Source organism: Pseudomonas sp. NPDC077186 (genome assembly GCF_044543505.1).
In the GTDB taxonomy this organism is placed as follows: Bacteria; Pseudomonadota; Gammaproteobacteria; order Pseudomonadales; family Pseudomonadaceae; genus Aquipseudomonas.
Map to the genome: position 1 here is coordinate 273,987 of NZ_JBITWE010000002.1, position 14,866 is coordinate 288,852.

General features: G+C 67.5%; 11 protein-coding genes. 5 read left to right on the forward strand and 6 right to left on the reverse strand.

From position 1 onward, the window contains the following. Positions 1-28 precede the first annotated feature (28 nt). Entirely contained in the window at positions 29-952 is a 924-nt protein-coding gene (locus ACIGKL_RS09895; RefSeq protein WP_397486485.1) for a substrate-binding domain-containing protein, read from the reverse strand. A 165-nt stretch (positions 953-1,117) separates the two neighbouring features. On the opposite strand from ACIGKL_RS09895, the gene ACIGKL_RS09900 reads away from it, so the two are divergent. Continuing rightward, on the forward strand, positions 1,118-1,846 hold the full coding sequence (locus ACIGKL_RS09900) for a VC0807 family protein (RefSeq protein WP_397486486.1): 729 nt from the start codon (positions 1,118-1,120) through the stop codon (positions 1,844-1,846). 40 nt (positions 1,847-1,886) lie between these two features. Continuing rightward, the gene (locus tag ACIGKL_RS09905) at positions 1,887-2,324 is read left to right on the forward strand and encodes a YqaA family protein (protein WP_397486487.1); all 438 of its coding nucleotides are present in this window, start codon (positions 1,887-1,889) and stop codon (positions 2,322-2,324) included. A 7-nt stretch (positions 2,325-2,331) separates the two neighbouring features. On the opposite strand, the gene ACIGKL_RS09910 is transcribed toward ACIGKL_RS09905, so the two are convergent. The 4 genes from ACIGKL_RS09910 to ACIGKL_RS09925 all read right to left on the reverse strand — a co-directional run bounded on the left by ACIGKL_RS09910 (position 2,332) and on the right by ACIGKL_RS09925 (position 8,164). Then, positions 2,332-3,438, reverse strand: coding sequence for an alpha-hydroxy acid oxidase (locus tag ACIGKL_RS09910; RefSeq protein ID WP_397486488.1), 1,107 nt, complete (start codon positions 3,436-3,438; stop codon positions 2,332-2,334). Positions 3,439-3,532: 94 nt separating this feature from the next. Next, the gene (locus tag ACIGKL_RS09915) at positions 3,533-4,201 is read right to left on the reverse strand and encodes a Fe2+-dependent dioxygenase (protein ID WP_397486489.1); all 669 of its coding nucleotides are present in this window, start codon (positions 4,199-4,201) and stop codon (positions 3,533-3,535) included. 158 nt (positions 4,202-4,359) lie between these two features. Beyond that, positions 4,360-6,654 (reverse strand): TonB-dependent receptor, encoded by a 2,295-nt coding sequence (locus ACIGKL_RS09920; RefSeq protein WP_397486490.1) that lies wholly within the window; start codon positions 6,652-6,654, stop codon positions 4,360-4,362. 346 nt (positions 6,655-7,000) lie between these two features. Further along, positions 7,001-8,164, reverse strand: a complete 1,164-nt coding sequence (locus ACIGKL_RS09925; RefSeq protein WP_397486491.1) for a type III PLP-dependent enzyme — start codon at positions 8,162-8,164, stop codon at positions 7,001-7,003. A gap of 591 nt (positions 8,165-8,755) precedes the next feature. Here ACIGKL_RS09925 and ACIGKL_RS09930 point away from each other — a divergent pair. Then, positions 8,756-10,339 (forward strand): peptide chain release factor 3, encoded by a 1,584-nt coding sequence (locus ACIGKL_RS09930; protein WP_397486492.1) that lies wholly within the window; start codon positions 8,756-8,758, stop codon positions 10,337-10,339. 462 nt (positions 10,340-10,801) lie between these two features. Here the strand turns inward: ACIGKL_RS09930 and ACIGKL_RS09935 are convergent, their stop codons facing one another. Continuing rightward, the gene (locus ACIGKL_RS09935) at positions 10,802-13,210 is read right to left on the reverse strand and encodes a 7TM diverse intracellular signaling domain-containing protein (RefSeq protein ID WP_397486493.1); all 2,409 of its coding nucleotides are present in this window, start codon (positions 13,208-13,210) and stop codon (positions 10,802-10,804) included. Between the two features lie 221 nt (positions 13,211-13,431). Between ACIGKL_RS09935 and ACIGKL_RS09940 the strand changes: the two genes are divergently transcribed. Both ACIGKL_RS09940 and thiE read left to right on the forward strand, forming a co-directional pair. Further along, on the forward strand, positions 13,432-14,229 hold the full coding sequence (locus tag ACIGKL_RS09940) for a bifunctional hydroxymethylpyrimidine kinase/phosphomethylpyrimidine kinase (RefSeq protein ID WP_397486494.1): 798 nt from the start codon (positions 13,432-13,434) through the stop codon (positions 14,227-14,229). After that, positions 14,226-14,855, forward strand: coding sequence for a thiamine phosphate synthase (thiE, locus tag ACIGKL_RS09945; protein WP_397486495.1), 630 nt, complete (start codon positions 14,226-14,228; stop codon positions 14,853-14,855). The genes ACIGKL_RS09940 and thiE overlap by 4 nt, the downstream gene beginning before the upstream one ends. The last annotated feature ends 11 nt before the right edge of the window (positions 14,856-14,866 follow it).

Here is a 14,866-nt window from a genome sequence, read left to right on the forward strand (position 1 = left end):
GCGCGATGATAAACTCCCACCCGGCGCATCACCAAGGCTGCTCGGCGGCAGCGTCGTCGACCAGCTCCGCCGCCGTCAGCACGCGCGGCTCGAGCAGCAGCTGCAGGCGCGACGCCGCCGGCTCGCCGCGCAGCGCCTGCTGCGCCAGGCGCACCGCGCGATAGCCCATGGCCTGCGGCTGCTGCAGCAGCAAGGCGTGGATCTGCCCCTGGCGCAGGGCGTCGAGCAGCAGCGCGCCGCCGTCGAAACCCACATGCGGCAGCTGGCCGACCCGGCCCAGCTGGCGCAGCGCCGCCAGCGTCGCGCGGGTGCTGGTGCCGTTGGGGGTGAACAGGCCGTCGAGCCGCGGCAGGCGTTCGCGCAGGGCCTCGGCGATGGCCTGGCGGTCGTCGCCCAGGTACTCGGCGAACACCACCTGCAGGCCGGCCGCCTCCGCCGCCAGGAGGAAACCGCGCTCGCGCTCGCCGGTCGATTGCAGGCCCTGGCGCAGGCGCAGCAGCGCCACCCGGCCGCGACCGCCGAGCAGCTCGGCCAGGCGCTGCCCGGCCAGTTGCCCGGCGAGGAAATTGTCGGTGGCCACCAGGGCATAGGCGTCCTCGCCGGCGATGTCGCGATCGACGTATACCGTGGCGATGCCGGCGGTGCGCAACGCGGCGACCCGCGCGGCGATGGCGGCGCCGGCCGGGGCGATCACCAGCGCCTTGCAGCCCTTGGCCAGCACCCGCTCGATCAGCTGCAGCTGCACCTCGGCACTGCCCTCGTGGGTCGGGCCGCGCACGTACAGGTCCAGCTCGAGTTCCTCGGCGGCCTGGCGCGCGCCGGCCTCCATCTCGGTCCAGAACGCGGTGCTGCCGGCCGGCACCATGCCGATGCAGTCGCGCGCCCAAGCCGCGCCCGGCAACGACGCGGCGGCGCTCAGCAGCACACAGCAGAAGGCGAAGGCTCTTGGCATGGCGCTCTCCCAACCCCTGCCATCACTTTAGCATCGCCTACTCGCCCTCTCCCGCCTGTCGCCCAGCTGTCGGCTCATACTTTTTCACATTCCAACCGACGGTCGGGCTAGCCCTGGCGCGCCGGGCAGGCGATCATCGGGCCTCCTACGCAGACTCCAGACGTTATGACCGCTACCACCGACAGCCGCACCCCGACGCACAAGCCCCGCCCGCTGATCGACCTGGCCATCAGCATCCTGATTCCCTCGTTCATCCTGATGAAGCTCAGCGGCGAGGAGCGCCTCGGCGCCGACGGCGCGTTGCTGCTGGCGCTGGCCTTCCCGCTGGGCTGGGGCGCGTTCGAGCTGATCAAGTACCGCAAGTTCAACTTCATCGCCCTGCTCGGCCTGATCAGCGTGGCGCTGACCGGCGGCATCGGCCTGCTGCACCTCGACACCCAGTGGCTGGCGGTCAAGGAAGCGGCGATCCCCGGGCTGATCGGCATCGCCGTGCTGGTCTCGACCCGCACCCGCTACCCGCTGATCCGCACCCTGCTGTTCAACAAGTCGGTGCTCAACGTCGACAAGATCCACCAGCGCCTGGAACAGGGCGGCCACCTCGAGCACTTCGAGACGCGGCTGATGCGCGCCACCTACTGGCTCAGCGGCACCTTCTTCTTCTCCTCGTCGATGAACTACGTGCTGGCCAAGTGGATAGTGGTCAGCCCGGCCGGCACCGAGGCGTTCAACGACGAGCTGGGTCGCATGACCCTGCTCAGCTACCCGATGATCGCCATCCCCTCGATGATCATGCTGATGGCGATCTTCTACTACCTGTGGAAGACCATCCACGGCCTCACCGGCCTGAGCCTGGAAGAGATCATGGCCCACCAGGGCCAGGAGCCGCAGTCCTGAGTCCCGCCCGCGCCGGCCGCCCGGTCGGCGCAACGCCACGATGCTGAGCCTGTCCGCCTACCCGGCGCTGTTTCTCTCCGCCTTCGGCGCCGCCACCCTGCTGCCGCTGCAGTCGGAAGCCGTGCTGGTGGGCCTGCTGCTGCACGGCGAACACGCCCTCTGGGCCCTGCTGCTGGTGGCCACCTGCGGCAACGTGCTGGGCTCCTGGGTCAACTGGCTGCTCGGCCGCTCCCTCGAGCGCTACCGCGAACGCCGCTGGTTCCCGGTCAGCCCGGCGCGCCTGCAGCAGGCGCAGGCCTGGTACGCCCGTCATGGGCGCTGGTCGCTGCTGCTGAGCTGGCTGCCGCTGATCGGCGACCCGCTGACCCTGGTCGCCGGGGTGATGCGCGAACGCCTGTGGGTGTTCCTCGCCCTCGTCAGCCTGGCCAAGGCCTCGCGCTACGCCGTGCTGGCCGCGCTGACCCTGCAGCTGAGCTGATCGCGCGCTACGCCGGCCGCCAGATCGTCTCGCCACCGATGGCGGCCAGGTCGCGGCAGCCGGTCAGGGCCATGGCCACTTCCAGTTCGCCGCGCAGCATCTGCAGCACATGGGCCACGCCCACCGCGCCGGCCGCCGCCAGGCCGAACACATAGGGCCTTCCCACCAGCACCGCATCGGCACCCAGGGCCAGCGCCTTGAGCACGTCGCTGCCGCGGCGAATGCCGCCGTCGAGCAGCAGCGGCACTTGCTTCCGCACCGCGGCGGCCACTTCCGGCAGCGCCTCGATGGTCGCCGGCAGGCCGTCCAGGCTACGCCCGCCGTGGTTGGAAACGATCAGCCCGTCCATACCGGCCGCCAGCGCCTGTTCGGCATCGGCGCCGCTCATGATGCCCTTGAGCAGGATCGGCAGGCGGGTCAACCCACGCAGCCAGGCCAGATCGGCCCAGGTCGGCGCCGCCGCCAATAGCGGGCCGCCGAGCAGCAGGCTGCGGGCATCTGGATCAGGCTGGGCCTGCAGCGGGCGCATGCCGCGCAGGTTGACCGCCTCGACACCGGTCGGCAGGGCAAAACCGGCGCGCTGCTCGCGGTTGCGCACGCCGCTGACCGGCGCGTCCACGGTCAGCACCAGCGCCTGGTAGCCGGCGGCCTCGGCGCGGCGCACCAGCGCGGCGGTGAAGTCGCGATCGGGCTGGAGATACAGCTGGAACCACAGCGGCGCCTGCGCCGCGGCGGCGATGGTTTCCAGTTCGACGCTGGCCTGGGTGCTGACCAGCATACCGGCGCCCACCGCACCGGCCGCCAGCACGCTGGCCAGCTCGCCGTCGGGGTGGGCCAGTTGCTGATAGGCCACCGGGGCGAGGAAGATCGGGTGGTCGAAGTCCTGGCCGAACAGCCGCAGGCGCGTGTTGCCGCCGCTCAGGTCGCGCAGTACGCGGCTGCGCAGGCGTAGGCGGTCGAAGGCGGCACGGTTGTCGGCCAGGGTCAGCTCGTCGGCGGCGCCGCCGGCCAGGTAGGCCCAGGCCTGCTCGCTCAGGCGCTCGCGGGCGAAGCGCTCGTAGTCGGCCAGCGCGGCGATTTCTGCGGGTATCTGCTGCAGTTTGGGCAAGGGCATGGGAGCCTCTCCGCGAGTTGTTGGTCGCCCGGATGCCATCCGGGAAATGCGCACCAGCTATCCCCGGATTGCATCCGGGCTACGGGTCGGGCGCTCAGGTCTGCGACCACTGGCGCAGCAGGTTGTGGTAGACGCCGGTCAGGCGCAGCAGCTCGGGGCTGTCCGGCAGGTGCCGGCGCAACGCCTGGATGCTGTCGTCCAGCTCCAGCAGCAGGTCGCGCTGCGACTGCTCGCGCACCAGGCTCTGCACCCAGAAGAAGGCGGCCAGGCGCGCGCCGCGGGTCACCGGCTCGACCCGGTGCAGGCTGCCGCTGGAGTAGAGCAGCAGATGGCCGGCGGGCAGCTTGATGCGCTGGTCCTGCAGCACCAGTTCGCCGCCGTCGTACTCGTCCGGCTCGCTGAGGAACAGGGTGGCCGACAGGTCGGCGCGGATGCGGTGCGGCGTGCCCGGCACGCTGAACACGGCGCTGTCGATATGCGCGCCGTAGCTGCCGCCCTCGGCGTAACGGTTGAAGCGCGGCGGCAGCACCTTGAGCGGCAGTGCGGCGGCCATGAAACGCGGGCTCTGGCCGAGTTGGGCGAGGACGAACTCGGCCAGTTGCTGGGCCAGCGGGTCGTCCTCGGCCAGTTGCTGGTTGGCCTTGACGCCGACCGCCTGATGCCCGGCGCTGTGCCGACCGTCCTGCCAGTTGGCGGTCTGCAGCGCGGCACGGCACTGGCGCAGCTGCTCGGCGCTCAGCAGATCGGGGATTTGCAGCAGCATGGGTGAGGTCTCCGGGGCAACTCGCCGTTGGCGCAGAATTCTAAAGAGAGCGAGGCCACTATGACAGCCAATGCGCCAGGCTGCCTGGCGCTCGCCCCTATAACAGGCAAACGCCCCGGCCGCTGACGCGGTCGGGGCGTTGTGACACCGGCTTGCGCTTAGAAGCGGAAGTTGGTGCTCAGGGTGAAGGTACGCGGGTCGCCCAGCAGCACGCGGCGACCGTTCCAGTTGCTGGAGACGGCGTATTCCTCGTCGGTCAGGTTGTCGACGTTCAGGCGCAGATCGAGGTTCTGGTTGACCTCGTAGCTGGCCATGGCGGCGAAGGTGGTGTAGCTCGGCAACTTGCCGTACAGGCCGTTGGCGACGATGCGGCTGGCATCGTCGGGGCGGCCCAGGTAGGACGAACCGACGTGCTGCGCACCCAGGCCCAGGGTCAGGCCGACCGGCAGGCGGTAGGTGGTCCACAGGTTGCCCGACACCTTGGGGGTGAAGGCCAGCTCGTCGCCGTCGGTGCGCAGCGCAGTGCCGTAGTCGCCGGCGTTGGCGCGGCGGCGCACCTCGTCCAGGTAGGCGCTGTGCTTGCGCTCGCTGTCCATGAAGACGATGCCGCCGTAGACGTTCCAGGCCTCGGTGATCTGCCCCGAGGCGCCCAGCTCCAGGCCCTTGACCACCTGCTCGCCGTAGCCCTTGAGGCTGTCGCTGGTCTCGCCGACGTCGCGCCCAGTGATGGCCACGTCCTTCTTCACCGTGTAGAACAGCGCCGCGGTGGTGGACAGGCGCTTGTCGAAGAAGTCCCACTTGGTACCGACTTCGTAGTTGTGCGCGCGCACCGGATCGGCGCCCGGGACGAAGCCGGGGAAGGCCTGGCCGTTGACCCGCGAGATGTCCGGGTTGGACAGGTAGGAGCCGGGCGGCTGGGTGGACACGCCGTAGGCGGCATACAGGCTGCCGTTCTCCGCCGGCTTGTAGACCAGGCCGAGTTTGCCGCCGATGCTGAACTCGCGGTCGTCGAAGCCGTCGGCGCCCACCGCGGCACCGGTCTGCACGTTATGGCTGCTGATATCGACGTCGTACTGTTCCAGGCGCAGGCCGCCGGTCAGTTGCCACTGAGGGGTGAACTCCAGGGTGTCGTAGACGTACAGCGCCACGGTGTCGACGCTCACGTCGCTGCGCTCGCGCAGCTGGCCACGCATGGCGGCCGGGCCGGCACGCTCCCAGTCCGGGTCGAAGATACTGACGTTGCCCGGGTTGACCTCGGCATAGGTGCCGGCCTCGGACTCCTCGCGGGTCAGTTCCAGGCCGGCGGCCAGGTTGTGCTTGATCGAGCCGGTGGCGAACTGCGCCGAGAGATTGGTCAGGTTGCTCAGACTGGTGTTGACCCGGTCGTAGAACTGGGTGTCGGTACGCAGCTGGTCGCCGCCCAGGTACTGGAAGGGCACGGTGTAGCGCGCCTGGCGGTCGACGCGAGCCCAGCGGGTCTGGTTGCTCAGGGTCATGCCGGTGGACAGGTCGTGCTCCAGACGCACCAGCAGCGCATCGCTGGTGGTGTCGTCGAAGTCCGACTTGAGGCCGTAGAACTCGTCGCGGTCGACCCCGGACAGCGCCGGGTTGTAGGGCGTGTCGCCCTTCATGCCCTTGACCGACGCGGCGGAAACGCCCCAGTCCGGGCGGTCGTTCATTTGCACGTGCTCGTAGGCGAAGATCGCGCGGGTGTCGGTGCTCAGGCCGAAGGCCAGCGACGGCGCCAGGCCCCAGCTGTTCTTCTCGGCGTGCTCGCGACCGGCCACGCCGCTGTCTTCCACCAGCAGGTTGAGGCGCAAGGCGGCGCTGTCGTGGATCAGTTGGTTGGTATCCAGGGTGGCGCGGCGGCGCGCCTCGGAATCGTACTGATCGAAGCCGAAGCTGGCGCCACCGGCGACGAAGCTTTCCAGGGTCGGCGTCTTGGTCACCAGGTTGACGTAGCCGCCGGCGCCGCCGCGGCCGTTGTCGGCGGCCGGGCCCTTGGCCACTTCCACCTGCTCGACGTTGAACACGTCGCGGGTGTAACTGCCGTTGTCACGGGCGCCGTCGATGAAGATGCTGCCGCTGGTGTCGAAACCGCGCAGGCTGAAGTTGTTGGTGCCGCTGGAGAAGCCGTTCTCGCCGGCGTTGAAACTGATCCCCGGGGTGTTCTTCAGCACCTCGGTGAGGGTGCGCGCGTTCTGCTCGCGAAACAGCGCCTCGGGAATGACGTTGATCGTCTGCGGCGTGTCCAGCAGCGCCGCGGTCTGCTTCGGCGAGGACGCCTTGTCGACCTTGTAGCCCTGGTCCTGCTGGCCCTGCACGGTGACGCTGTCCAGCTCCACTGTACTGTCCTGGGCCACGGCGAAGCCGGACGCCAGGGCCAGACCGATGGCCGAAGCCAGCAGACGGGGCTGGGGAAGAGGTGCACGCTTGTTGTGGTTATCGCTCACGAGAGTCACTCCAGATGGAAACTGCGCGCGATAGTATTTGAGATTCAGTCGCAATCAATCTTTACGAACGATTTACAAAGGCGAATTTGTAACAAAGATGTCACGACTCTACCTGCAGCCTTGGCAGACCGCTCTAGGACGGGCATTGCGGCCGCCCCGGAAAAACCGCAAAAAAGCTGACGCCAGAAACGCCAACGCCCACACGAGGTGGGCGTTCGTCACGCAGCATCGCCGGCCTATCACCCGTAGGGTGCGTCGCGCGCACCAGCATTATCAGGCGGCGCGCACGGCGCACCCTACGCGGCGGTTTGCATCCAGGCTATGTGGCCTGCGGCTTGCAGCTGTCTTACAGGTAGTAGGACTTCAGCGGCGGGAAGCCGTTGAACTCCACCGCGCTGTAGCTGGTGGTGTAGGCGCCGGTGGACAGCCAGTACAGGCGGTCGCCGCTGGCCAGGTTGAGCGGCAGGCCGTACTTGTAGTTCTCGTACATGATGTCGGCGCTGTCGCAGGTCGGCCCGGCGATCACCACCTCTTCCATCTCGCCCTTCTTCTCGGTCCAGATGGGGAACTTGATGGCTTCGTCCATGGTTTCGATCAAGCCGCTGAACTTGCCCACGTCGGCATAGACCCAACGCTCGACCGCGGTGCGCGACTTGCGCGCCACCAGCACCACTTCCGAGACCAGCACGCCGGCGTTGGCGATCAGCGAACGACCCGGCTCGAGGATGATTTCCGGCAGCTCGTCGCCGAAGTCTTCCTTGAGGAAGCGGGTGATTTCCTCGGCGTAGGTCTCCAGGTCGTTGGTGCGCTGGATGTAGTTGGCCGGGAAGCCGCCGCCCATGTTGATCATCTGCAGGGTGATGCCGTCTTCCTCTTTAAGACGCTCGAAGATCACCTTGACCTTGGCGATGGCCGCGTCCCACACGTCGATGTCGCGCTGCTGCGAACCGACGTGGAAGGAGATGCCATAAGGCACCAGGCCCAGCTGCTTGGCCAGGATCAGCAGGTCCAGGGCCATGTCCGGCTGGCAGCCGAACTTGCGCGACAGCGGCCAGTCGGCGCTGGTCGAGCCTTCGGTGAGGATGCGCACGTAGATCTTCGAGCCCGGCGCGGCCTTGGCGATATTGCGCAGGTCGGCTTCGGAGTCGGTGGCGAACAGGCGCACGCCCTTGTCGAAGAAGTAGCGGATATCGCGGGACTTCTTGATGGTGTTGCCGTAGCTGATGCGCTCGGGGCCAACGCCGGTGGCCATGACCTTGTCCAGCTCGTAGATCGAGGCGATGTCGAAGCTCGAGCCCTTGTCGCGCAGCAGCTCGATGATCTCGGTGGCCGGGTTGGCCTTGACCGCGTAATAGATCTTGGCGAACGGGAAGCAGTTGCCCAGTTGGTCATAGGCATCGGCGATGATCTGCCGGTCGATCACCACGAAGGGGGTTTCGTGCTGATCGGCGAACGCCTTCATGCGGGAAAAAGTGGCGGGTGCGTAATAGTCTTCGACCTTGATCGACATGCTGGTGACTCCAATGGCAAAACCGGGAACACATTGATTCGGGCAGCAGAACCGCTTACAGGTTCCGCCACGTGTCGGGGCTGGCCGCGCAATGCGCCGGCCTGAACGTCTGACAGTTTCCCCACTTTGGTTCGCCTACTTCCCAAGGCATGTCGCCGAGCATCGCTGATCGCGGTGAGCCACCAGCGATCTCTCGTCGTCAGTACTTGAGCCGGATGGATCGTTTCCAGCATGGACGTTCGGGCGCGGACTTTAAGACCATGCGCCGCGCAGATCAACCGGAAATTGCCGCGATTTTCAGCACTGCTTTCGAACGTTCCGGATATCGCACGAAATGCCCGGAAATGCTGAACGGGCGCGGCCTGCAGCCGCTTGCCCGGCAGGCGAACTCCCTGCTGCGAAGCAGTCTAGAACAGCCTCGAGTCAGCGCCATGACCAGGCCGGAGATTGGCTTCGCAAAAACCCCATCCGACACTCTGCAGCGGCGCGACCAGCTGCCGGCGGCTCGCTACCGAGGTGCAGGCACCTGCACGGCGCTTGCTGTATACTTCGCGACCAATTTTTCGCCCCATCTTCATCCAGGTTCAGCCCATGACCACCCAGGCCGCCGAAGTCGCCAAGCGCCGCACCTTCGCCATCATTTCCCACCCGGACGCCGGTAAGACCACCATCACCGAAAAGCTGCTGCTGATGGGCAAGGCCATCGAGGTCGCCGGCACGGTGAAGTCGCGTAAATCCGACCGTCACGCCACCAGCGACTGGATGGAGATGGAAAAGCAGCGCGGCATCTCCATCACCACCTCGGTGATGCAGTTCCCCTACCGCGAGCACATGATCAATCTGCTCGACACCCCCGGCCACGAAGACTTCTCCGAAGACACCTACCGCACCCTGACCGCGGTGGACAGCGCGCTGATGGTGCTCGACGGCGGCAAGGGCGTCGAGCCACGCACCATCGCCCTGATGGACGTGTGCCGCCTGCGGGATACTCCGATTGTGAGCTTTATCAACAAGCTCGACCGCGACATCCGCGACCCCATCGAGCTGCTCGACGAAATCGAGGCGGTGCTCAACATCAAGGCCGCGCCGATCACCTGGCCGATCGGCTGCTACAAGGATTTCAAGGGCGTCTACCACCTGACCGGCGACTACATCATCGTCTACACCCCGGGTCACGGCCACGAGCGCACCGAAGCCAAGATCATCCAGAAGCTGGACTCCGACGAGGCCCGCAACCACCTCGGCGACATGTACGAGCGCTTCGTCGAGGAGCTGGAACTGGTGCAGGGCGCCTGCCACGCCTTCGAACCCGACGCCTTCCTCAAGGGCACGATGACCCCGGTATTCTTCGGCACCGCACTGGGCAACTTCGGCGTCGACCATGTGCTCGACGCCGTGGTCGACTGGGCGCCACGCCCACTGCCACGCGCAGCCAACGAGCGCACTGTGGAGCCAACCGAGGAGAAGTTCACAGGCTTCGTGTTCAAGATCCAGGCGAACATGGACCCGAAGCATAGGGACAGGATTGCCTTTATGCGCATCTGCTCGGGCAAGTACACCCAGGGCATGAAGATGCGCCACGCGCGCCTGGGCAAGGACGTGCGCGTCGGCGACGCCCTGACCTTTTTCTCCAGCGAGCGTGAGCACCTGGAAGAAGCCTATGCCGGCGACATCATCGGCCTGCACAACCACGGCACCATCCAGATCGGCGACACCTTTACCGAAGGCGAGAACCTGGGCTTCACCGGCATCCCGCACTTCGCCCCGGAACTGTTCCGCCGCGTGCGCCTGAAAGATCCGCTGAAATCCAAGCAGCTGCGCCAGGGCCTGCAGGAGCTGGCCGAGGAAGGCGCGACCCAGGTGTTCTTCCCCGAGCGCAACAACGACATCGTCCTCGGCGCGGTCGGTGTACTGCAGTTCGACGTGGTCGCCAGCCGCCTCAAGGAGGAATACAAAGTCGAGTGCGCCTACGAGGCGATCAACGTCTGGTCGGCGCGCTGGATCGAATGCAGCGACGAGAAGAAGCTCAAGGAGTTCAAGGACAAGGCCTTCGAGAACCTCGCCGTGGACGGCGGCGGCCACCTCACCTACCTGGCCCCGACCCGGGTCAACCTCAGCCTGATGGAAGAGCGCTGGCCGGAGATCAAGTTCCGCGCCACCCGCGAGCATCACTGACTAGCGAAACGGCCCGTTGATCGGGCCGTTTTTGTTTCTGCGGGGTATTTAGCCGAATCCCTCGCCAAGCGCTTCCTGCGTATGCTCAAACGCACACGGCAGTGGGAACACACCGGGCTCGCAGCACTCGTGCAGCACCTGCTCCAGCAAGGGTGCCGGCGCCAGCCGATGACCCCGTCACGAACGAAGAGTTCGCCATAACATGGCGCCTGCTGCCCCAGATATTGCTGATCGATTATTGCGGGAATCCAGAGTGCCACTGCCGGGGCAGGGGCAACCGGCCTGTTCGAAAATGCCAAACAGGCTAGATAGGCTAGCGGGATGAGCTTCTCCGACTCGCCGAACAGGCATTGCTACTAACCTAGCCGGACGTCCCCTGACCGACGAAGGGGCGCCACGTCGGGATCACTCTGTAGGCTGCGCCGCGCGCACCGCGGCATGCGCGGAATAACCGACGGCGGTTCAGGACGAGCTGGCGGTCAGCGAAGGGCTCGCCGGGCGGCACAGCACCCAGTCGTGCAGCAGCACGCGCAGCTCGTCGAACTTCACCGGTTTGGCCAGGTAGTCGCTCATCCCCGCGGCCAGGCAGCGTTCGCGGTCGCCGCTGTGACTGTGCGCGGTGATCGCCAGCACCGGCAGCTCGGCGCAGCCCGGCAGGGCACGCAGCGCACGGCAGGTGGCGAAGCCGTCCATCACCGGCATCTGGCAGTCGAGCAGTACCGCGTCCACCGTCTCGCTGCGCAGCAGTTCCAGGGCCTCGGCGCCGTTGTCGGCGGTGCGCACGCGGTAGCCGAGCTTGAGCAGCATGCCGCGGGTGACCAGCTGGTTGATCGCGTTGTCCTCGACGATCAGCACCGTGCACTGCTGCGCCAGGCGCTGCAGTGCACCGCCCGGCGCACGAGCGGGGCGCACGGCCGCGACCGGCGGCTGCAGCGGCAGGGTCAGCGGCACGTCGAGGCGAAAACGGCTGCCCTGCCCCGGCTGCGACTCGTGGCCGAGGCTGCCGCCGAGCAGGTCGACCAGTTGCCGGCAGATCGCCAGGCCGATGCCGAGGCCGCCGTATTTGCGGGTCATCGAGCCGTCGAGCTGCTGGAAGCGCCGGTAGAGCTGGCCCTCGTCGGGCTCGAAACCGATGCCGGTGTCGCTCACCAGCACGCTCAGCGGCAGGCAGTCGCCGCCATTGCCGGCGCGGCCGACCTGCAGGGTCACGCGCCCCTGGCTGGTGAACTTGATGGCGTTGTCCAGCAGATAGCCGAGCGCCTGGGCCAGCTTGGCGGCATCGCCTTCGAGGATATCGGGCAGGCTGTCGTCCAGTTCCAGGTCGAAGCGCAGCCCCTTGTCCTGCGCCCGCGGCGCATACTGCGCGCGCAGGCCGTCGAACAGGCCGCGCAGGCTGAACGGCTCGCGCCGCGGGTAGAGCTTGCCGGCCTGCAGTTCGGTGAGGGCGAGGATGTCGTTGACCATGCGCATCATGTCGCGCGCCGAGCTGGCGGCGGTGCGCTGGTACTGGGCCAGTTCGACGTCCAGGCTGACCGTCTGCATCAGCTCCAGCGAGCCGATCACTCCGTTCATCGGCGTACGCAGCTCGTGGGTGACGGTGGCGAGGAACTCGTCCTTGAAGCGGTTGCTGTTGGCCAGTTCCTGGTTCAGCGCCTCCAGCTTGCGCCCGGCCTCCTGGAGGATGCGCGTGCGTTCTTCCTTCATCGCGTTGATACGGTCGGCCAACGCCAGCGACAGCAGGCCCACCTCCAGCGCCGAGCCGATCTGGCTGGCGTACATGGTGAGAAACACGTTAGGCAGGTAGCCGAGCACCATCAGGGTGTTGATCGCCCCACCGATCAGGAACGCGCTCCAGGCGATGATGAAGTAGCGCGCCACGCGCATGCCGCGCAGCCAGGCCAGCACCCCGGCGCTGAAGATCGCCACGGTGAACAGCAGCGCCAGGTAGGTGGCCAGGCGCAGCGCGGTGGCGTAGCTGACGCTCAGCGCCAGGATCATCACCGCGGCGCCGCAGGCCATCAACAGCAGCAGCAGGCGGTCGATCCAGGGGCTGTGTTCGCCGGTGTGCAGGAAGCTGCGGGCGAACTGGCAACCGAACAGCGCCGCCGAGCCGATCAGAAAGGGCGTGGCGGCGTTGGCCCACCAGGGGTTGTCGGGCCAGAAGTACTCGATGCCGGCGCCGTTGACCGACACCTGGTAGAGGCCGAACGAGGCGATATAGAGGATGTAGTAGAGGTAGCTGGTGTCGCGCACGCTGAGGAAGATGAACAGGTTGTACACCAGCATCACCAGCAGCACGCCGTAGATGATGCCGAGCACGTAGATGCGCCCGGGCTGCTCTTCCAGGTAGGCGTTGGGCGCCCACAGGGCCAGCGGCGCCTGGATCGATCCCTGGCTCTCCAGCCGCAGGTAGAGGCGCTGCGGCTGGCCCGGTGCCAGGTTGAGCTCGAACAGGTAGTTGTGCTGCTTGATCTGCCGGCTGACGAAGGGCAAGGCGTCGCCGGTGCGCTGCGCCAGGACGAAGCCGCCGTCGGCGTCGGGCAGGTAGAGTTCCAGGTGATCCAGCGGCGGGTAGGCCAGCTCCAGCAGCCAGTTGCGCGCACCGGTCGCCTGCTGCGGGCGGTATTCCAGGTCCAGGCGCAGCCAGAACACCGAGCGCGAATAGCCGGCGTTGAGCACCGGCTTGTCGTGCCGGCGGAAGCTGTCCTGCAGCGCCGGCGAGGCGATGTCGTCGATGCTGGCGTCGCCGCGCACGTCCTCGAACACGTGCATGGCCTGGCCCAGCGGCAGGCTGCGGCTGTGTTCGTCGAACACCAGGGCGCTGGCCAGGCCAGGCATCCATATAAAGAGACAGAACAGAAGGTAGCGCATGCGGCCCGGCCAGAACCCGCTACGGCGCACCGGGAGCCGCCCGCTCACCGCTTCGCACGCCGCCTGGGCAGAGTTGTCGATAGCGCGGCACTCTAGCACAGGCATCGCCTGGCGAAATGACAGCAAGTCTGATCCAGCCGACAGTTTTTCCATCGCGCGGCGCCGCAGCGCAGGCGACCGGGCGGTCTCGGCCGAGCGATTTGGTGGTAAGCTCGGCGGCCATGAACATGACCCATTCCCGCCCCGTAGTGCTCTGTCTGTCCGGCCACGACCCCAGTGGTGGTGCCGGCCTGCAAGCCGATATCGAAGCCCTGCTCGCCCAGGGCTGCCACGCCGCGCCGACGGTAACCGCGCTGACCGTGCAGGACACGGTCGACGTCGCCGACTTCCGCGTGCTCGACCGCGACTGGGTGCTGGCCCAGGCCCGCGCGGTGATCGCCGACCTGCCGGTGGCCGCGGTCAAGCTGGGCATGCTCGGCTCGACGCAGATGGTCGACACCGTGCTCGAGCTGATGAGCCAGCTGCCCGGCGTGCCGCTGGTCTGCGACCCGGTGCTGCGCGCCGGCGGCGGCGGCGCCCTGGGCAAGGACGAAGTCGGCTACGCCATGCGCGAGCGGCTGTTCGCCGTATCGACCATCGCCACGCCGAACCTGCCGGAGGCACGCATCCTCGCCGAACTGCCGGACGGCACGGCCGACGAATGCGCCGAGAAGCTGCTGCCCTATATCCAATACCTGCTGATCACCGGCGGCCACGGCGACGAGCGCGAGGTGCACAACCGCCTGTATTGCCGCGACGGCAGCCGCCACGACTTCACCTGCCCGCGCCTGCCCGGCAGCTACCACGGCTCCGGCTGCACCCTGGCCAGCACCCTGGCCGGCCGCCTGGCGCTGGGCGAGGAGCTGGTCAGCGCGGTGAAGAGCGCCCTCGACTACACCTGGCGCACCCTGCGCGACGCCGAACAGCCCGGTCGCGGTCAGTACATCCCGCGCCGCCTGCCGCTGGACTTCGCCCAATGACTGCGGCGCTGCGCGGCCTCTACGCCATCACCGACACCCCGCTGCTGGCCGGCGGCAAGCTGCTGCCCTACGCCGAGGCCGCGCTGCGCGGCGGCGCGCGTCTGCTGCAGTACCGCGACAAGTCCGCCGATGCCGTGCGCCGTTTCGACGAAGCCCAGGCCCTGGCCGAACTCTGCGCCCGCCACGGCGCCACGCTGATCGTCAACGACGACCTGGAGTTGGCGGCACGGCTGAAGGTCGGCCTGCACCTGGGCCAGAGCGACGGTTCGCTGGCTACCGCGCGCCAGCAGTTGGGCGCCGATGCCGTGATCGGCGGCACCTGCCATGCCCAGCTGGAGCTGGCCGAGCGCGCCGTCGCCGAAGGCGCCAGCTATATCGCCTTCGGCCGCTTCTTCAACTCCAACACCAAGCCCGGTGCCCCGGCCGCCACTGTGGAGCTGCTGGATCAGGCGCGCGCACGCTTTGCCCAGCCCATCGTCGCCATCGGCGGCGTGACCTTAGGCAACGCCCCCGGCCTGATCGCCCGCGGCGCCAGCCTGGTCGCGGTGATCCACGCCCTGTTCGCCGCGAACTCCACCCTTGAGGTGGAAGACCGCGCCCGCGCCTTCGCCGCGCTGTTCGACTGATTCGTTTGTAG